Raw genomic sequence first — 19,163 nt, forward strand, 5'->3', positions numbered from 1 at the left:
ATCCCCGACAATCCTTTCTCGTGCGACGTGACGGCGGCCATTGCTGTTTGCCCCGTCACCTCATCCCTTGCATCCTTGAATTGGCGGGACTTGCCCATGTTTACCCTCTACCACTCCAATCAGCTGGATCTGCTCAAAGAGCTGCTGGTGAGCCGCATCCGGCAGGCGCCGCTGGCCCACCCCTTCGAGCGGGAGCAGATCCTGGTGCAGAGCCCGGGCATGGCCCAGTGGCTCAAGCTGGAGCTGGCCAAGGCATTCGGCATCGCCGCCAATATCGACTTTCCCCTGCCCGCCAGCTTCATCTGGGAGATGTTTACCCGGGTGCTGGCGGATGTGCCGCGCCAGAGCCCCTACAACAAGGGAGCCATGAGCTGGCAGCTGATGAGCATCCTGCCCGCCCTGCTGGACAGGCCCGCCTTCGCGCCGCTCGCCGCCTATCTGGGGAGCCCGGATAGCGAAGAGGCAGCAGGCGATCCGGAACAGGTGCGACTGTGGCAGCTGTGCCAGAAGATTGCGGATCTGTTCGACCAATACCTGGTCTATCGACCGGACTGGATCGCCCGCTGGGAGCAGGGGGAGGGTCTGGTCGGCACCGGCAGCCAGGAGCTGGCGGGGGTGAGTGGCCAGGATTGGCAGCCTGAGCTGTGGCGCGAGCTAGTTGCACGCACCCTGGCGCTCAGCCCAAGCGGCTATCACAGAGCCAACCTGTATGAGGAATTTATCCACGAGCTGCAACGGACCGTGGACTTGCCGGGCAAGCTGCCCCAACGGGTGTTCGTGTTCGGCATCTCGGCGCTGCCGCCCCGCTACGTGGAGGCGCTGCTGGCGCTGGGCAGTCGGCAGGAGGTGGAGATCCACCTGTTCGTCACCAACCCCTGTCGCTACTACTGGGGGGATCTGCTGGACAGAAAGACCCTGGCGCGGCTCGAGAGCAAGCTCAAACCCGGTACCGATATCGAGTCTCTGCAGGGGCCGACCAACCCGCTGCTCGCCTCCATGGGCAAGCTGGGGCGGGACTATCTGCATCAGCTGATGGAGCTGGAGGTGCCGCAGATCGAGGCCTTCGTCGATATCGACGAAACCAGCTTGCTGCACTGCATCCAGAAGGATGTGCTGGAGCTGGGCTCCCGCGGGGAGGCGGTGTTTGAGAAGGAAGGAAACCTCGACAGCAGCCGTCACAAGAGCCCGCTCGACGCGAGCGATGGATCCTTGCAGATCCACGCCTGCCACGGCCCCATGCGGGAGCTGGAGGTGCTGCACGACCGGCTGCTGGCGATGTTCGAGCAAGATCCCACCCTGACCCCGAAGGACGTGGTGGTGATGATGCCGGATGTGAACAGCTATGGCCCCTATATCCAGGCGGTCTTCGGCAAGGAGAAGCCGGGGGCCCGCGGCCAGATCCCGTTCGCGGTGTCGGATCGGGCCGCCAGCCAGGAGAGCCCGCTGCTGCAAAGCTTCCTCGCCCTGTTGGGGCTGCCCAACGCCCGCTTCGGGGCGGGGGAGCTGCTCGCCATCCTGGAGGTGCCCGCCGTGCTGCGCCGCTTCGAGCTCGGCGACGATGAGTTCAACCAGCTGAGGGTCTGGGTGCAGGAGACCGGCATCCGCTGGGGGCTGGACGATGCCTATCCGGAGCGCTTCGCGCTACCGCCGCTGTCTGGCAACAGCTGGCTGTTCGGCCTGCGCCGCATGCTGCTCGGTTTTGCCATGGGGGACGGGGAGCCGGTGGACGGAATCCTTCCTTACGCCGACATCGAAGGTCAGCAGGGTCTGGCCCTCGGCAAGCTGGCCTGGTTCGTGGACTCCCTCGCCGAGTTCCTGCCGAGGCTGCAACAGCCACAGCGCCTGGGGGAGTGGATGAGCTGCCTGAACGAGTTGCTGGATCGCTTCTACCTCGCCGACGAGGACGAGGAGCGGCTGCTGCAGCTCATTCGCACCGCCTTGATCGACTGGCAAGGGGCGCTCGGGGAGGCACGCTTCGAGCAAGCCATCAGCCCGGATCTGCTGCGGGACTACCTCGGCAGCCTGCTCGGTGAGCAGCGCTCCAGCCAGCGCTTCCTCGCAGGGCAGGTTAACTTCTGCACCCTGATGCCCATGCGCTCCATCCCGTTTCGTCAGGTCTGCCTGCTCGGCATGAACGACGGCGTCTACCCGCGCACCCTGGCCCCCATGGGCTTCGATCTGATGGCGGTGGCCTCCAGGCGCGGGGATCGTTCCCGCCGGGATGACGACCGCTACCTGTTCCTGGAGGCGCTGCTCTCCGCCCAGCAGGGACTCTACATCAGCTATCAGGGTTTCAGCGCCGAGGACAACAGCGAGAAGGTGCCCTCGGTGCTGCTGGCTGAGCTCATCGACTATGTGCGCCAGGGCTTCGTGCTGGCGGGGGACGAGGATCTGTCTGACGAGGCCTCCGGCGATCGGCTGCTAAAACACCTGATCCGCCGCCATCCGCTCACCCCCTACAGCCAGGACTATTTCTATCCCAAAGCGGGATCCGGCCTGTTCACCTATGCCGCCGACTGGCTGCCGGCCCTTAAGCCTACGCCGGGGGCGGCGAACTTCCAGAGCGGGGAGCTGCCTTTGCCTCCCGAATGGGGCAAGGAGCAGGGGCTGGAGCTGGCCGAGTTGCTGCGCTTCTATCGCCAGCCCGCCAAGTATTTCCTCAACCGCCGCCTCAAGGTGTGGTTTGAATTGAACGAGGCGAACATCGAGGACAGCGAACCGTTCGAGCTGGACGGTTTGGAGCACTATCAGCTCAAAAGCCTGCTGCTGGATGCCCACCTGGCTGAGGGGGACGGCGAGGAGGTGCGCGAGGGAATGAGCCGACGGCGGGAGCGGCTGCGCCTCTCCGGCCAGCTGCCCCAGGGCTGGTTTGGCAACCTGCTGCTGGACGATCTGGATGAGCAGATGGGCGGTCTGGCCGCGCGGCTGCGCCCCTGGCTTGCCGCTGACGAAGCCGAGAAACGGGCGGTGGAGATCGACATCGCCCTGACCCAGGGCCAGCTGCAGGGCTGGATAGATACCCAGCAGGGCCGCGCCCTGATGGTCAAACCCGGCAGCTTCAACGGCAAGGATCTGCTGCTGGGCTGGGTGCAACACCTCTGCCTCTGCCTGAGCGATTTCCCCGGCGAGACCCTGCTGCTCGATGCCAAGCAGGGCTGGCGGCTGCCGGTGCTGGCGGCGGACGAGGCCAGAGCCCGACTGGCGGCCCTGGTGGCGCTCTGGCAGCAGGGCATGAAGCGGCCGCTGCCGTTTTTCCCCAACACCGCCTGGGAGTGGCTCAAGGCCATAGAGAAGGATCCGGAAAAACCCGAGGCCGCCGACAAGGCGGCACAGACCCGCTTCATCGGCGGCTGGCAGGTCATGGGAGAGGGACAGGACGTTTATGTCGCCCGCTGCTTCCCCGAACTCAATGATGAGGTGCTCGGCCAACTGCAGGCTCTGGCCCGGGAACACCTGACCCCCCTGTTCAACGCCCTGGAGGCGCTCGATCAATGATGACTTATGCTGCGAAGAGTCTTCGCCCTGTGGGTGGCGAGCGCGCCTTGATGCGAGGGGGAGAATAATGGCCAAGACCCTGAATACCCTGCGCTTTCCCCTGTATGGCGAGCGCCTGATCGAAGCCTCCGCCGGCACCGGCAAGACCTACACCATCGCCGGTCTCTACCTGCGCCTCTTGCTGGGTCACGGCCCCGTGATGGAAGAGGGGGAGGAGGCGGGGGAACCCTGCGCCCACGAGCGGCCCCTGTCTGTGACCGAGATCCTGGTGGTGACCTTTACCGAGGCCGCCACCGCCGAGCTGCGCGGGCGGATCCGCGCCCGCATCCATGAGGCGCGCCTCGCCTTCCTGCGCGGCAGCATCCCTGAGCCTGACAAGGATCCCCTGCTGGCGGGTCTGCTGGCTGAGGTTGAGGATCATGAGCAGGCGGCGCACCGCCTGCTGGCCGCCGAGCGGCAGATGGACGAGGCGGCGGTGTTCACCATCCACGGCTTCTGCCAGCGCATGCTCAAACAGAACGCCTTCGAATCTGGCGCCCTGTTTGAAACTGAATTTCTGACCGACGACAGCCAGCTGCGGCTGCAGGCGGTGAGCGACTACTGGCGCGCCGAGTTCTACCCGGTGGACGAGGCCCTGGCCCGGGCGGTGCGCAAGCTCTGGCCAAGCCCGTCGGCCCTGCTGCGGGAGATGAACGGCTGGCTCGACAACTGCGAGTTGGCCATCCTGCCGGCCCTGGGAGACGAGACCCTGGCCGAGCGCCATCGGCAGGCCATGGCCCGCATCGAAGGGATCAAGGCGCAGTGGCTGGCGCAGGTCGACGAGATCTGCCGCCAGACCGATGGCCAGATCAGCCGTTACACCGGCAAGAACTACGAAGGCTGGCTCGGCAAGATAGCCGACTGGGCTTCGGATCCCGCCAGCGGCTACGCCATCCCCAAGGAGCTGGAACGCTTTGGCCAGCAGGTGCTGGAGGAGAACCTGAAGAAAGGGGGCTCTGTGCCGACCCTGCCGCTGTTCGGCGAGATCGACGCCCTGCTGGCGAGCCGTCCCGGCATCCGGGATCTGATCCTGCAACGGGCGGCGCGGGTGGTGCGCGAGCGGATGCAGGCCAGCAAGCGCCAAGCCCATCAGCTCTCGTTTGACGACCTGCTAAAAGATCTCGACGGAGCCCTCGGCTCCGGGCTCGGGGAGAGATTGTGCGAGCGGATCCGGGCGACTTACAGAGTCGCCATGATCGATGAATTCCAGGATACCGACCCCCAGCAGTACCGCATCTTCCACCGCCTCTATGGCGGAAAACAGGATACTGCGCTGCTGATGATCGGTGACCCCAAGCAGGCCATCTACGGTTTTCGTGGCGCCGATATCTTCACCTATATCCAGGCGCGCCGGAATGTGAGTGCCCACTACACGCTCGGGCGCAACTACCGCTCCAGCGCCGCTCTGGTGACGGCGGTCAACGGTCTGTTCGAACGGGCCAAGGATCCCTTCATCTATGAGGCGGACATCCCCTTCCTGCCGGTGGAGGCCCAGGGCAAGAGCAAGGCGCTGACCCTGGAAGGACAGACAGCCCCCGTGCTGCACTGCTGGCAGCTCGGCGGTCAGCCCACCTTCAACCGGGGGGAGTACCAGAGCCTGATGGCCCGCGCCACCGCGGCCGAGATCCACCGTCTGCTGAGTCTGGCCCGGGAGGGCGAGGCGCTGATAGGGGAGGCTCCGCTGAAGGCGGGGGACATAGCCGTGCTGGTGCGCACCGGCGCCGAGGGGCGGCTGGTGCAGCAGGAGCTGGCGCGCCTCGCCATCGCCTCCGTTTATCTGTCCAACCGAGAGAGCGTGCTGGCCCAGGTGGAGGCACGGGAGATCTTGCTGATCCTGCATGCCTGCCAGAACCCGAGCGAGGAGCGCAGCCTGAGGGCGGCGCTCGCCACCGGCCTGTTCGAGCTCGATGCCAGGGCGCTGGATGAGCTCGCCTCGGACGAGCGCGCCTGGGAGAGCGCGGTGCAGGAGTTTATGGAGTACCGGTCGCTGTGGCACCGCAATGGGGTGCTGGCCATGCTGCGGACCCTGCTGCACAGACGCAACCTGGCGGCCTCCCTGCTGGCTAGCCCCTATGGGGAGCGCCGGCTGACCAACTTCCTCCATCTGGCCGAGCTGTTGCAACAGATAAGCTGCGAGCTGGACGGGGAATATGCCCTGCTGCGCTGGCTGGGAGAGGCGGTCAATCATCCCAACGGCCAGGTGGCGGAGCAGGTGCTGCGCCTGGAGTCCGAGCGCAAGCTGGTGCAGATAGTCACCATCCACAAGTCCAAGGGGCTGGAGTACCCCCTGGTGTTCCTGCCCTTCATCTGCAGCCATCGCGCCGCCGAGCTGCCCCTCTATCACGTCGAGGTGGAGGGGCAGAACCGCACCATCCTGGATCTCACCGAGGCGGAAGGCTCCCTGGCCGAGGCCGACAGGGAGCGCCTCGCCGAAGACCTGCGGCTGCTCTACGTGGCCCTGACCCGGGGGGTCTATGCCACCTGGCTCGGGCTCGCGCCGGTGCGCGCCGGTGCGGGCAAATCGGAGCAGACCGACCTGCACCACACCGCCATCGGTTACCTGCTGCAACAAGGGGAGGCCGGCGATGCCTCGACCCTGAGCACGGCCCTCGGCGAACTTGCCAAGGCCCTGCCCGGGGTGGCGGTCGGTGAGCCCTCGCTCACCCGCCCGGCCCCGTTGCCACCGGAGCAGACCTCCCTCGGCGAGCCCTTGGTGCGCCGCTTCGAGGGGCGGCTGGAGCGGGACTGGTGGATCAGCTCCTACTCCGGCCTCGCGGCCCAGGGCCTAGGGCACGGCAAGGGGGTGCTGGCCAACCCCGGCTTCGATGACGAGGTGGTGACCGAGGCGGCCATCCCGCTGCCAGAGGAGGCACCTCAGCCTTCCATCTTCAGCTTCCCCAAGGGGGCGCGCCCCGGCACCCTGCTGCACAGCCTGTTCGAGACCATCGACTTCCAAAGCGCAGAAGGAGAGGAGCTGTGCGCCCATATCGCCACCCTGCTGACCCAGGAGGGGTTCGACGAGAGCTGGGCCCCGGTGTTGCAACAACAGGTGGAGGCCGTGCTGGACACCCAACTCGATACGGGGTTCGGGGAGCCGGTGAGGCTGCGCGACCTGAACGCCGAGCGCAAGCAGGTGGAGCTGGAGTTCTTCCTGCCCATGGAGCGGGTGACGGCAAAGGATCTCACCGCGCTGTGCCAGCGCCTCGACCCTCTGTCGGCGGGCAATAAACCCTTAAGTTTCAGTACGGTACAGGGGATGCTCAAGGGCTTTATCGATCTGGTGTTTGAGTGGCAGGGGCGCTGGTATCTGCTCGACTACAAATCCAACCACCTCGGCATGAGCCCGGCGGATTACGGCCGCCCGGCGCTGGAGCGAGCCATGCAGGAACATCGCTATGACCTGCAATACCAGCTCTATTCCCTCGCGCTGCACCGACTGCTCGCGCTGCGGCTGCCGGGTTACGACTTCGATCAGCACTTTGGCGGCGTCTATTACCTCTTCTTGCGGGGCATGCCAGAGGGGGGCGTTTTCCACACCCGTCCGAGCCGGGATCTGGTGCTGGGGCTCGACGAGTTGTTTAGTAAAGGTGTGATGCCTGATGGTGATCGTTTAGAGAAATTGAACAAGGCGGATGCATGACGGGCACAGCAATGATCGAACGCTTGAAACAACTGGCCCTGGCGGGCCGTATTCGCCAGCTGGATCTGCAATTTGCCAAACTGGTGGCCGACCTCGGCGCCGGTCCCGAGCTGGTTCTGGGGGCGGCGCTCGCCTGCTACGAGCTGGGCCGTGGTCACGTCTGCCTGCCGCTGACGCTGTTGGTGAAGGATGGCAAGGATCAGGGCTCCTGGCGCCCGTTCGGGCTGGATCCCAAGCAGAGCCGGGATCTGCTCGGGGATCTTGCCGATCCATCCCGCTGGCCCGCGCTGTTTGCAGAGAGTCCGCTGGTGGGCCTGGAGGGAAGCGAGGGGGAGGCACCGCGCTGGCCGCTGCGGCTGTGGCAGGGACGCCTCTATCTCACCCGCTACCACGATCACGAGCAAGGGGTGGCCCGTCACCTGAGCGCCTTAAGCGAGCGAGCGGAATGGCCAGACATAGCCCAGGCCCTGTCGCGTCTGTTTGCCCGCGACTATGGCCAGATCTTCACGGCCCTGCTCAAGGCGCGCCTCGCACCGGATTTCTCCGCCCCCCAGTTTGTGGAGAAGTACCTGGATCTGGTGTTCCCGGATGAGGTGAATTGGCCCGAGGTGGAGGCCCTGCTGGTCCGTGCCCAGGCGGCGAACGAGCTGAGCGCGTTGGATGCCCTGGTGCCCGAGGCGCTCTGCTGCAACGGCCAGAAGCTGGCGGCGGCCACCGCGGCGGCGCGCCCCTTCGCGGTGATCTCCGGCGGTCCCGGCACCGGCAAGACCACCACGGTTGCCAAGCTGCTGGCCATCCTGGTGGAGACGGGGCTGCAGCAGGGCAAGGCCCCCGCTATCCGCTTGGTGGCGCCCACCGGCAAGGCGGCGGCAAGGCTCACCGAGAGTATCGGCAGCGCCCTGCAGGCACTGGATCTGGCCCCCGAGGTGGTGACGGCCATCCCCACCGAGGCGGGCACCTTGCACCGGCTGCTCGGGGTGATCCCGGGTCGCAGCCAGTTCCGTCATCACAAGGGCAACCCGCTGCACCTGGACCTGCTGGTGGTGGATGAGGCCTCCATGGTGGACTTGCCCATGATGGCGCGCCTCTTGGACGCCCTGCCCAAGTCTGCCCGCCTGATTTTGCTCGGCGACAAGGATCAGCTCGCCTCGGTGGAGGCCGGGGCCGTGCTCGGCGACATCTGCAGCTTCATCTCTCAGGGCATCAGCCTGGAGCAGGCGGATTGGCTCTCCCGCCAGACCGGCTACCGGTTGCAGAGCTCGCCAATTGGTGCCCCTGTGCGGGACAGCCTCTGCCTGTTAGCCAAGAGCTGGCGCTTCGACAAACACTCCGGCATAGGCCAGCTGGCGCGGGCCTGCAACGACGGCGATGTTGCGGCTCTGGAGGCGGTCTGGGGGCAGGGCTTCAACGATATCAGCCTGCACCCCTGGGTGGGGGATGCCTACGAGGGGCTGATCGCCCAGGGAGTGGCCGGTTACGGGGCTTACCTCAAGGCGGCCCGGGAGGGGCAGGATCCCGCCGCCGTGTTCGAGGCGTTCAACGGCTTTCAGATCCTCTGCGCCCTGCGAGACGGCCCCTTCGGAGTGGAGGGCTTGAATCAGCGCCTCGAACTCGCCCTGTCCAAGGCTGGGCTTATCCAGCGGGATGGCGACTGGTATGCGGGCCGCCCCGTGATGGTGGTGCGCAACGATCACGGTATCGGGCTCTACAACGGCGACATGGGGCTCTGCCTGCCGGATGACACCGGCCGTCTCAAGGTGTGGTTCGAGCAGCCGGACGGCAGCCAGCGCTCATTGTTGCCGAGCCGCTTGCCCCCCCACGAGACCGTCTACGCCATGACCATCCACAAGTCTCAGGGCTCGGAGTTTGCCCATACCGTGCTGGTGCTGCCGGACGGCCCCAGCCCCCTGCTCACCCGCGAGCTGGTTTACACCGGTATCACCCGCGCCAAGGCCCGCCTCGCCCTCTACGGCGATCGCGCCCTGCTGGCACAGGCGGTACGGAAAAAGACCGAGCGGTATTCGGGATTGGCGGAGAGGTTGGGGGAGTGACTTATATTGACGATGAAAAACTGTGGTTTCCTCCGTCTAATTAGTCGTTGCGAATAACATATTAATAAATATAGCTATGGGTAGGGGGTTATGTTAGACATGTCATATTTGCATGATGCAGAGAAAATTAGAAACAAAATCAAAAGATATAAAACGGAATCTGTAGTGACCCATTTGCTTAATAGACTACATGCTCCATCTGCCCAGCATAATAAAGCATATGACCGGGCTTGGATTTCTTGTCTGATGCTAGATTGGACATTAGAAATTGAACCGAGTATAAAAGCTGTTGATGCAAGCGAACATGATGTTTATAAAATATTGAATGAAATATGGGGATTGCAGTCAAAAGCGTCCAACATAGATGGCGCTGAAAATGTTTTTCTGACCATCCGAAGCTTTCTGATTAAACAAATAAGGTTCCAAGAGGATCAAGAAAATCATATCACCTTCTTGGTTAGACTGTATTCAATGGTTTGCGCTAAAAACACAAGTAATTTCTTTGAAGAGGAGTTCAAGAAAGCTACGGGTGTTTCTTTAGAGAATTTTTTTGTATTCGCATTATTTCTTCTAGTCCTATTCAAAGATAAAACACTGCTGTTCTTAACTTATACTCAGCTAATCGTAAAGCTTCACCCCTTCTACAGCATCTTTGAAATTGATGCCATGATTCATGCTCTAGGGGCAAATTTATATAGTGCTCGTGAATTTATTCAGGCTAAAAGGAATAATGTCGGTCCAATTAAAGCATCAGATTACCATGCGGAACCATTTGTAATTGAGCGCCCCTTGATTTGTTTAGATAAGGGGATATCTATTTACCATACCTATGCTGCGACAATTGGTGTTAGTGAGTTTGTTTTAAGAACATTGAAGTCTCTTGAACCACAGACTTTCAGGGACAAATTCACTAAGGTTTTTGAAAGGTTTGTATGCCAAACTCTCTTGGAACATAACATTGCTGTTGTAGATGAAGATGAAATAAATCGCCTATATAGGAAAAATAAAAAAAGGGAAAGGTAGTCGATTTTATATGCTGTATGCAAGGTGGAGCTGTCTATATTGATGCGAAAGGTGTTGAACCATCACAACACGTACTGGTAAGTGACTCACCTAAGATAATTAAAGATAAAATTAAAAATTTCCACATCAAAGGCATTTTACAAATATCAGAGTGTATAGAAATACTTAAAAGCTTTGATTATGATAATATATCAACTTATGAGAATCGATTTGCATTGATTGTCACACATCAGGATTTCTATTTGGGTCATGCAAAGCAACTATATGAATATCTAGGTCAAGATTATAGCCATGATATTACACATGAGATTAAAGATAAAATTCGATTGGGAAACATTCATTTCTGTAGTATTTCTGATTTGGAAGTTATATTAACCGTATGCAAAGAAACAAAAACAAGCCTTATTGATTTCTTACGGTTTTGCACTCAACAAGAGAGAGATATTAAAACCTCTATGTTTGATATGCAGCAAAGAATACATGCTTATATGATCGAGTTTACAGGGAGTAATGCCATACCGTTATGTAGCGAATCAACATCAAAGTCTTATGATAAGTTGTATAACGAATTATGTTCAGCAATGAAATTATCTCAAGAATACTGGGGAGGAAAAATAGATGAATTACTTTCAAAATCAGAATTTATAAAAAATTCAGCGTTGAAAAAACCTTGATTTATCTAAGCATTTCTCTTGTATCTCCCCCTCATCCCCAATCCTTCTCCCGCAAGGGGAGAAGGGGGAATTATGTTTCCTATGCTATCGCGAATAGAATGCCAGGCTGAGCCAGCGTGAAATAAAATATCACAGGTCTGCTTATGCCGGCCATAAAAATAAAGCCTCCGAGTAGGAGGCCTGTTTTTATATCACTCATAAATTAGCAGAACATTTATTTTCTCAAAAACGGCAGCAATACTGTCATCAGCTGCTCCGGGCACTCTTCCGTGACGAAGTGACCGCATTCACTGAGCATAGCGCCCTGCAAATTCAGCGCTCTTCCCTGCATCGTCTGCTGTGGCGCATCACGGGTGGCATGATCTGCACCTATGGCCAGAACCGGCATCATCAATTTTTTCTCTGCCCGCTGTTTGTTCTGCGCTATGGTTTGCGGGATCGCCCGATAATACGCAAATCCTGCACGTAGCCCGCCTGGTGAAGAATAAGCATCGATATAGGTTTGTGCTGCGATGCGATCACGACGATAAGACCAGTGGTCAAAAATAAAATTAAGATATTCCCGCTCTTTCCCGGCCGTCAGCATTTCCGGAAAACCCTGCACCTGATTAAACATAAAGTGCCAGAGGAAAATATTCTCCTGCGGATCGACAAAGATGGAGGGTGCCGGCGCCAGACCCGGAATAACCGCCTCGGTTAATGCGATTTTTTTAATGTCCGCAGGATAGTCACTCGCCAGTGCATAACCCACCCACATGCCTATGTCGTGACCGACCACCGAATATCGCTTATGGCCCAGCTGATTCATCATCCTGTGCAAGGTGGTTGCCACCGCCCCGGTATCATAACCCGTGGTCGGCCGTGCTGAATAACCGGTGCCCGGCGGATCAACCGCTATTGCCATATAGCCTTCGGCTGCGAGCCGGGTCATCACATGACGCCATGCATACCAGGTCTGCGGCCAGCCCGGGATCAGGAGCACGGGTTCCCCTTTTCCCGCCGTCACGTAATGCATCCTTTGTCCTGCAACGGCCACATACTGATGCTGAAAATCTGCCTCGTTAACCTGCGTTGTTGCCGATGTCGCTGCCGCGCCTTGTGCAGTTGCCGCGACGGCAGCGCCATGCAATGGGAACAGCATGACGGCTGCCAGCAATGTCTTGATGAGTGATGTGTTCATACCTTTTCCGTCTGAATGATTGATAAAAAATACCCGCAGCAGGTCATAGACAGAGCCTGTGTCAGCTGCGATGGCACCTATTGTTTGTCGATCAACAGTGAATAGGTTAAGAGGGACTCCAAATCTTTGTCAATCAACAAAAAATAATTCTTTGTTAGTCGACAATGAACTGATAGCCTTTGTCTGAAATGACTAACGCGGAGAGTGTGTTATGGCCGGCAGACCAAGAGAGTTCGATCGTGAAGAGGCATTGCGCAAAGCAAAGGAGGTGTTCTGGCAGCGGGGCTATGAAGGGACATCCCTGTCTGATCTGGTTGCTGCACTGGGGATTGCTTCTGCCCGGATTTATGCCGCCTTCGGCTCAAAGGAGAATCTTTTCCGTGAGGCGGTAGCGCATTATCTGGCCGAAGAGGGTGCTTTTGCTGATGCCGCCCTGTCGCAGCCGGAGACCCGCCAGGCTGTCAGGCAACTGCTTGTTGATGCGGTTGAAAACTACACCCGAGACGATAGACCTCACGGCTGTATGGTGGTGTTGTCGCTGACCAACTATGGCCGTGACAACGAAGAGATCATGGCATGGCTGTCCGGTTACCGCCGGGAGAGGATTGACGGCATAGTAGAGCGCATCCGGCAGGGCGTTGAGTCCGGCGATCTGCCGGAAAACACCGATATACAGGCGCTCGGGGACTATGTGGCGACCCTGTTTCACGGGATCTCCATCCAGGCCCGGGATGGCATCAGCCGGGCGCGCCTGATGGCCATGACAGATATCGCCATGCAGACGTTAGATGCCATGACGACCCCACCGGCCGCGCATTAATGTCAGGAGAATTTCTGATGTCCTATTCAGTGCCTTCAGCCCTGCCAATGCGCGATGAGTGGATATGCAGCTGGCTGTCGACCTCCCAGCCTGCATCAGGAGAGGCGTTTCCATTTCCGTCGGATATACCGGCAATGCATGGGGATCAGACTCTCCGGCAGGCATTGCGCATCAGCCTGGGCGGCCAAAAGCTGCGGCTGATCTTTTCCAACCGTTATGGTGCACAGCCGCTGGTCATGGGCGAGAGCTATATGTCCGTGCCTGATCTGTGCGGCGCACTGCCTGTCACCTTTGACGGACAAACCGATGCGGTAATTCCTGCGGGGGGTATTCTGTGCAGCGATGAAATATCACTGCATATTCCGTCACTATCGGTGATCAATCTGCGGACCTATCTGCCAGAACCGATACCGGTCAATACCTTCCATTGGGATGCCCGTCATTTCTCGTTGCTCGAGTCGGGCAATCGGGCCATCAGGGAAGAAGCTGGCGACGGTCAGAAAATCAGTTCCCGTTTTCTGGTCGAAAGTGTGCAGGTTCAGCCGGGCTCCGCGGGCAGCACTCTGGTCGTTATCGGCGACTCTATGGTGGATGGCAACGGCGTGGAAATGGACACCTATGGCCGTTGGACGGATTTTTTGGCAGAGCGCTTTATTAGCGACAATATTGCCGTGGTGAATGCCGGGCAGTCGGGTTCCCGGTTACTGAAAGACGGTGTCGGCATCTCTGCCTTGTCACGTTTTGAGCGTGATGTACTTGAGCAGCCCGGTGTCACCGCCTGCATCGTGCAGGTCGGGCTAAATGATATCGGGTTGGCGGGTACGGCATTGGATCCGGAAAATTCGCTGCCGTCGGCAACAGAGCTGATCAATGGCTATCGGCAATTACTACAGATGGCGCGGGAACGTCATATCCGCATGACAGGCGTAACCCTGATACCGCTGCGGGGAACCGGTGAGTATGGCATTGAGGGCTTTTATCAGCCTGAAAAAGAGCTTGTCCGGCAGGAGGTGAATCACTGGATGCGTACCAGCGGGGAGTTTGATGCCGTTATCGACAGCGACCTGCTGGTGCGGAACCCAGAATGCATTTCGCAGCTCAGCGCGCAATATGATTCCGGTGATCACCTTCATCTCAATCATGCGGGGCATCTGCGGGTCGCGCAGTCAGTTCCGCTGGCCGTTATCCGGGCTGATTGATGGCTTGTTTCCCCCGGCGGTATCAAACGCCCCGCTATCTAGTGGGGCGTTACAACTCACACTAACCCGTTACATCCATCGACACAGGCCGTGTCATTCTCAATCAGGGCTTATGCCGATATCCGGGTACGGCGCCAAGGATCTATCCAGGCCGTTGCCTGTACTTCGGCTGCGCATACAGGAGGTACTTTGCCGAACCTGTGTCTGTAACTGCAGGAGGCGATGAGCTCCCACACTGTGGATAAGCCGCAAGCGCTAACCCAGGCAGCCAGCCTGTTCTTTGGTCCACTTGTGTCGATTCCATGGGCCAGACGGTCAGTTCCATTCGGTTTCCTTTAGGGGGCGAGGACGATGTTCTCGTCATAGCTATTACGGGTCCAGCTGGGGTCTCCAGGTGTTTGACTTCGGCGCTTTTGAGCTGCTTGAGGCGGGCGGTTATTTTTTCCCCCCTCTACACTGCCGAGGGTAAGGCGAGATAAGCCAGCCTTTGCTGCTAGAGGGAAGTCGGGTCGGCGATCGAAGCGAGCTGATCCCGTGCGGGGTGTGAACCATGACCCTAGTGGGGCCAGGGCTTCTACACTCAATGCTAGGCCTGCCACCGGATGGGGGCTGCGAGAGGACAAGGATGGTCTGTTATGGAACAAGAGACGGGCGGGATAAGGATATCCGACCTCAATGAGGCTGTTGTGCACGGCATTCTCGAGGTGATCAGCGAAGGGATCTGGGATTGGAATGCCAACACGGGGTTCGTCTACCGCAACGCGGGCTGGTATCTGATGCTGGGCTACGATCCCCACTCCCTGGATAACACTGTGTTCACCTGGGAGAGCGTGATCCACCCCGACGATCTGGCCCATGTCATGGCCTGCTTCGATGCCTGCCTGAACGGCAAGGCCTCCGACTACAGGGCCGAGTATCGTTGCCGCTGCCGCAATGGGGAGTTCCGCTGGATAGAGGACAGCGGCCGCATCATAGGGCGCAACCCGGATGGTTCGGTGGCCCGGATGATAGGGGCTCATCGGGACATCCACGCCCAACGTGAACTCTGTGTGCGGCTGGAGCGGCAAAACCGCAGCCTGGAACAGCAGGTCGCCGAGCGCACCGCCGAGCTGGAGCGCCTCAACCGGGCGTTGCAGCATCAGGTGGAGGAGAATCGCCGTCTGGCGGAGACGGACGTGCTGACGGGCGCCGCCAGCCGCTATCGGCTGGAGCAGGCGATCCGGCTGGAGCACGAGCGGGCAAGGCGCTTCCATGAGCCCTTCTCCGTGATCGCCATGGACGTGGATGACTTCAAGCAGATCAATGACAACCATGGTCACGGGGTGGGTGATCAAACCCTGATCGACATAGTCCGGGTGGCCCAGAGCGGGATCCGCGAGATCGATCTGCTCGCCCGCTGGGGTGGCGACGAGTTCATGTTGATCCTGCCCAATACCCGACTGGCGGATGCCCTGCTGGTGGCCGAGAAGCTGCGCCTGCGGCTCGGGCATTTGCGGGTGATGGAGCGGGATCCCGTCACCCTGAGCTTCGGGCTGGTCGAATCCCAATCCGACGAGGCCCTGACGCAGCTGATGGCGAGGGTGGACAGCGCGCTCTACCGGGCCAAGCTGGCGGGCAAGGATCGGCTCTGTGGCTAGGAACAGGGCGGGCTGAGGGCCACCATGGTGGCGATGCCCCCCCGAATGCGGCTTGACCAAGGTATCGACTTGACGCCGCCCCCACTCGCTGGTCTGATGCGCGCTCTTTTCATACCTGTGAGATGTATCTTGATGAAGAAGTGCCTCCTGATTGCCCTGACCGCAATGCCGCTATTTGCCCACGCCGGCCTGATGGACTCCCTGACCGATACCGTGACCAGCAGCCTGACCAGCAGCGCCAAGGAGATGGCCGGTAGCGCCATGGACGACGCCACCAATGCCGCGGTCAAGCGCGCCCTGGACATCAAGGAAGGCGGCTCCAACAAGGAGGCCATCAAGGCCAAGCTGGGTGCTCCGCTGAGCACCCAGACCGAAGCCGGTCTGGAAGTCTGGACCTATGATCTGGGCGCCCTGAACAAGGTATCCCCCATGCTGGCGGAGACCTCCAAGACCCTGTTCAAGGATGCGGAAGTGGCCCAGAAGACGGTGGTCATCAAGTTCGAAGGAGAGACCGTCAAGACCCTGAACCTGGCCGACAAGGCCAAGGCATAAGCCGGATTGACGATACGAAGCAGGGGCCTGATGGCCCCTTTTTGCTGGGTGGCGTTCACCGCCGACCCTGTTGTGTGGGGCGGCAGAAACGACAGAGGGTGGCCTTGGCCACCCTCGCTGGTTGTCGAAGAGACTTACTTGTTCGCTTCGGCAAACTGCTTCATCACCTCGGCGTGCTTGGTCATGCCGTCGGCGCGCAGCTCCAGGTTCTTCACGAACTCGGCCTTCTTGGCCGGATCTTCAATCTTGTCGTAGCGCTGCTGCAGGTGAGCCTGGATCTGCTCCGGGGTCATGTTCTGCATGCGGGCCATCTTGTCGTGGCGGCCACCGTGGTGCTTGCCATCCTTCATGGGACAGTCGCTCATCATGGGGGTGCCCGGCTGAGCGGTGCTCACGGCTTCGCTGGCGGCATAGGCGCCGAGCGGCAGGCCGAGGATCAGGGTGGCGGTCAGCAGGGTCTTGGTCAGCTTTTTCATGGGTAACTCCTTTCGGATGAATATGGGATTCGGCTCGTTCGCCTTGGTACTCAGTAAACACCGAGGAAGTGTCTGAAATTTGCCAGTTGAGGCCTATTTTGTAGCAGAGTGTGGCATCTTGGCGCTATGGCACACTTTGACATAATCCGCCCGGTTGATTTTCGTATAATCGCTCCAGCTCGAACATGGGAGAACAATGATGAACCAAGGCAGCCCTCATATCCTGGTGGTGGATGACCACAGCGAGATCCGCGATCTGCTCAAGCGCTTTCTGGAACAGCACGGGATGCGGGTCAGCTGTGCCCGCGACGGCAAGGAGATGAAGCGCCTGCTGGAGGAGCGGGAATTCGACCTGCTGGTGCTGGACCTGATGATGCCGGGGGAGGATGGACTGACCCTGTGCCGCGAGCTGAGGGTGAAATCCAGTCTGCCCATCATCATGCTCACCGCCATGGGAGAGGAGACGGACCGCATCATAGGGCTGGAGATGGGGGCCGATGACTACCTTGCCAAGCCGTTCAATCCCCGCGAGCTGCTGGCCAGGATCAAGGCGGTGATGCGCCGCACCCAGGCCGAGCCACAATCCACCCCTGAGGCTCTGACTCGGGATCTGCGCTTCGATCGCTGGCTGCTGGACATCCATCGCCGGGAGTTGGTAGATGAAGAGGGGGTGGGGATGAGCCTCTCCACCGCCGAGTTCGATCTGCTGAAGGTGTTCCTCGAGCGTCCCCAGCGGGTGCTGAGCCGGGATCAACTGCTGGATCTGGCCCGCGGCCGGGAGGCGGTCGCCTTCGATCGCGCCATCGACACCCTGGTGAGCCGGCTGCGGCGCAAGCTGGAGCGGGATCCCAAGAACCCCGAGCTCATCAAGACCATCTGGGGTGGTGGCTACCTGTTCGCCGCCGACGTGACCCAGGAGTAAAGGGTGAGTACGTTCAAGAAATTTTTTTCCCGGCTGTGGCCCAAGGGGCTGACCGGCCAGATCGTGCTGGTGGCCCTGGCCGGGCTGGTGTTGATCCAGCTGCTCAGCATCCAGATCTATCGCTCCGACCGGGAAGAGGCCCTCGGTTACGTCAACAGCCGCAACGCCATGCAGCGCATCATCTCTGTGGTGCGCCTGCTCACCCTGTCTCCCCCCTCCCTCTACCACGAGATCCTCAAGGCGAGCCGCAGCGAAACCCTGTTGCTGCGCCTCTCCGACGAGCCGTTGCAACCGGACAACCGCAGCCCCCGCTTCGAGAAGCTGGTGCGGGCCAAACTGGACTATCCGCCCCAGCTGGCGGTGGAGATAAGCGCCGAGCTCAAGCAGGAGTTCCAGCGCAGCCAGGCCTGGCGTCATCACAACCGCATGATGAAGGATCGCAGCGGCATGCCGCCGCCCCAGGACATGCGGCTCTACGGCTCCATCCAGCTGCCCAATGGTGGCTGGCTGCAATTCAGCTCCCTGGTGGACAAGGAGTCGGCGAGCTGGTCCTGGCAGACCACCCTCAACCTGCTGCTGGTGGCGAGCCTGGTGATCGGCCTGATGATCTGGCTGTTCCGCCGCGCCACCCAACCGCTCAAGCAGCTGGCGGCCAATGCCGACCGGCTGGGGCGGGGAGAGGACATTGAGCCGCTGCGGGAAGCCGGGCCGACGGAGATCCGCGAATCCATCCAGGCCTTCAACCGGATGCACACCCGGCTCGATCGCTTCGTGCAGGACAGGACCCGCATGCTGGCCGCCATCTCCCACGACCTGCGTACCCCCATCACCAGCCTGCGGCTGCGTAGCGAGTTTCTGGCGGATGGAGAGGACAAGGAGCGCTTCCAGCAGACCCTGCAGCAGATGGAGCAGATGCTGGCGGCGACCCTGAGCTTCGCCCGGGAGGAGGGGCTGCAGGAGGCGACCCGGGAGCTGGATCTGGTGAGCCTGCTGGAGAGCCTGTGTGACGACTATGCGGACACGGGCCAGCCGGTCACCTGCCTGGCCGAGGGCAAGCAGGTCTACGCCTGCCGTGCCAACACCCTGCGCCGGGTGCTGCAGAACCTCATCGGCAACGCCATCAAGTATGCGGGCAGCGCCGAGGTCTCCCTCGAGCGCACCGACAGCGAGCTGCTGATCCGGGTCTGCGATCGGGGGCCCGGCATAGATCCGGGCCAGCTGGAGGAGGTGTTCAAGCCCTTCGTGCGCCTCGACGGGGCTCGCAATACGGAGTCCGGCAGCGTGGGGCTGGGGCTCGCCATCGCCCGCACCCTGGTGCACCAGCACGGGGGGGAGTTGACCCTGCACAATAGAGACGGCGGCGGGCTGGAGGCGAGGATCCGCCTGCCGCTGTGACCATTGATGGTGAAAAAGAGGGCGCCCAGGGCGCCCTCTTTATTTATCGCTGTGGTGGCG

General features: G+C 60.3%; 13 protein-coding genes. 11 read left to right on the forward strand and 2 right to left on the reverse strand.

Annotated features, from left to right (window positions below; all coding sequences use genetic code 11):
* Positions 1–96: 96 nt before the first annotated feature.
* The 5 genes from recC (at position 97) to ACT5M9_RS13670 (ending at position 10,922) form a co-directional block, all read left to right on the forward strand.
* Positions 97–3,495, forward strand: a complete 3,399-nt coding sequence (gene recC, locus ACT5M9_RS13650; protein WP_457983069.1) for an exodeoxyribonuclease V subunit gamma — start codon at positions 97–99, stop codon at positions 3,493–3,495.
* Between the two features lie 67 nt (positions 3,496–3,562).
* Positions 3,563–7,174: an exodeoxyribonuclease V subunit beta gene (gene recB, locus ACT5M9_RS13655; protein WP_457983071.1), complete on the forward strand. Its 3,612-nt coding sequence runs from the start codon at positions 3,563–3,565 to the stop codon at positions 7,172–7,174.
* Positions 7,171–9,225, forward strand: a complete 2,055-nt coding sequence (gene recD, locus ACT5M9_RS13660) for an exodeoxyribonuclease V subunit alpha (RefSeq protein ID WP_457983072.1) — start codon at positions 7,171–7,173, stop codon at positions 9,223–9,225. Before recB ends, recD begins: the two co-directional genes overlap by 4 nt.
* A gap of 90 nt (positions 9,226–9,315) precedes the next feature.
* Positions 9,316–10,248 (forward strand): hypothetical protein, encoded by a 933-nt coding sequence (locus ACT5M9_RS13665; protein ID WP_457983073.1) that lies wholly within the window; start codon positions 9,316–9,318, stop codon positions 10,246–10,248.
* Positions 10,249–10,265: 17 nt separating this feature from the next.
* Positions 10,266–10,922, forward strand: coding sequence for a hypothetical protein (locus ACT5M9_RS13670; protein WP_457983075.1), 657 nt, complete (start codon positions 10,266–10,268; stop codon positions 10,920–10,922).
* Between the two features lie 214 nt (positions 10,923–11,136).
* On the opposite strand, the gene ACT5M9_RS13675 is transcribed toward ACT5M9_RS13670, so the two are convergent.
* The gene (locus ACT5M9_RS13675) at positions 11,137–12,102 is read right to left on the reverse strand and encodes an alpha/beta fold hydrolase (protein WP_457983076.1); all 966 of its coding nucleotides are present in this window, start codon (positions 12,100–12,102) and stop codon (positions 11,137–11,139) included.
* Positions 12,103–12,313: 211 nt separating this feature from the next.
* On the opposite strand from ACT5M9_RS13675, the gene ACT5M9_RS13680 reads away from it, so the two are divergent.
* From ACT5M9_RS13680 to ACT5M9_RS13695, 4 genes are all read left to right on the forward strand, one after another.
* Positions 12,314–12,922 (forward strand): TetR/AcrR family transcriptional regulator, encoded by a 609-nt coding sequence (locus ACT5M9_RS13680; RefSeq protein WP_457983077.1) that lies wholly within the window; start codon positions 12,314–12,316, stop codon positions 12,920–12,922.
* A gap of 17 nt (positions 12,923–12,939) precedes the next feature.
* A complete protein-coding gene (locus ACT5M9_RS13685) occupies positions 12,940–14,121 on the forward strand; it encodes an SGNH/GDSL hydrolase family protein (RefSeq protein WP_457983078.1) in 1,182 nt (393 codons plus the stop codon).
* 635 nt (positions 14,122–14,756) lie between these two features.
* Entirely contained in the window at positions 14,757–15,758 is a 1,002-nt protein-coding gene (locus ACT5M9_RS13690) for a sensor domain-containing diguanylate cyclase (protein WP_457983079.1), read from the forward strand.
* 132 nt (positions 15,759–15,890) lie between these two features.
* Positions 15,891–16,310: a hypothetical protein gene (locus ACT5M9_RS13695; RefSeq protein WP_438549075.1), complete on the forward strand. Its 420-nt coding sequence runs from the start codon at positions 15,891–15,893 to the stop codon at positions 16,308–16,310.
* Between the two features lie 134 nt (positions 16,311–16,444).
* Here the strand turns inward: ACT5M9_RS13695 and ACT5M9_RS13700 are convergent, their stop codons facing one another.
* A complete protein-coding gene (locus ACT5M9_RS13700) occupies positions 16,445–16,786 on the reverse strand; it encodes a hypothetical protein (protein WP_438549076.1) in 342 nt (113 codons plus the stop codon).
* Positions 16,787–16,985: 199 nt separating this feature from the next.
* Between ACT5M9_RS13700 and ACT5M9_RS13705 the strand changes: the two genes are divergently transcribed.
* Both ACT5M9_RS13705 and ACT5M9_RS13710 read left to right on the forward strand, forming a co-directional pair.
* Positions 16,986–17,708, forward strand: coding sequence for a response regulator (locus tag ACT5M9_RS13705; protein WP_457983102.1), 723 nt, complete (start codon positions 16,986–16,988; stop codon positions 17,706–17,708).
* A 33-nt stretch (positions 17,709–17,741) separates the two neighbouring features.
* The gene (locus ACT5M9_RS13710) at positions 17,742–19,103 is read left to right on the forward strand and encodes an ATP-binding protein (protein ID WP_438549093.1); all 1,362 of its coding nucleotides are present in this window, start codon (positions 17,742–17,744) and stop codon (positions 19,101–19,103) included.
* Positions 19,104–19,163: the final 60 nt, after the last annotated feature.

Source organism: Aeromonas sp. AE23HZ002T15 (assembly GCF_054165525.2).

Coding starts and splice junctions, on each gene's coding strand:
- recC (WP_457983069.1), top strand. CDS start 97: ATGTTTACCCTCTACCACTCCAATCAGCTGGATCTGCTCAAAGAGCTG.
- recB (WP_457983071.1), top strand. CDS start 3,563: ATGGCCAAGACCCTGAATACCCTGCGCTTTCCCCTGTATGGCGAGCGC.
- recD (WP_457983072.1), top strand. CDS start 7,171: ATGACGGGCACAGCAATGATCGAACGCTTGAAACAACTGGCCCTGGCG.
- ACT5M9_RS13665 (WP_457983073.1), top strand. CDS start 9,316: ATGTTAGACATGTCATATTTGCATGATGCAGAGAAAATTAGAAACAAA.
- ACT5M9_RS13670 (WP_457983075.1), top strand. CDS start 10,266: ATGCAAGGTGGAGCTGTCTATATTGATGCGAAAGGTGTTGAACCATCA.
- ACT5M9_RS13675 (WP_457983076.1), bottom strand. CDS start 12,102: ATGAACACATCACTCATCAAGACATTGCTGGCAGCCGTCATGCTGTTC.
- ACT5M9_RS13680 (WP_457983077.1), top strand. CDS start 12,314: ATGGCCGGCAGACCAAGAGAGTTCGATCGTGAAGAGGCATTGCGCAAA.
- ACT5M9_RS13685 (WP_457983078.1), top strand. CDS start 12,940: ATGTCCTATTCAGTGCCTTCAGCCCTGCCAATGCGCGATGAGTGGATA.
- ACT5M9_RS13690 (WP_457983079.1), top strand. CDS start 14,757: ATGGAACAAGAGACGGGCGGGATAAGGATATCCGACCTCAATGAGGCT.
- ACT5M9_RS13695 (WP_438549075.1), top strand. CDS start 15,891: ATGAAGAAGTGCCTCCTGATTGCCCTGACCGCAATGCCGCTATTTGCC.
- ACT5M9_RS13700 (WP_438549076.1), bottom strand. CDS start 16,786: ATGAAAAAGCTGACCAAGACCCTGCTGACCGCCACCCTGATCCTCGGC.
- ACT5M9_RS13705 (WP_457983102.1), top strand. CDS start 16,986: ATGAACCAAGGCAGCCCTCATATCCTGGTGGTGGATGACCACAGCGAG.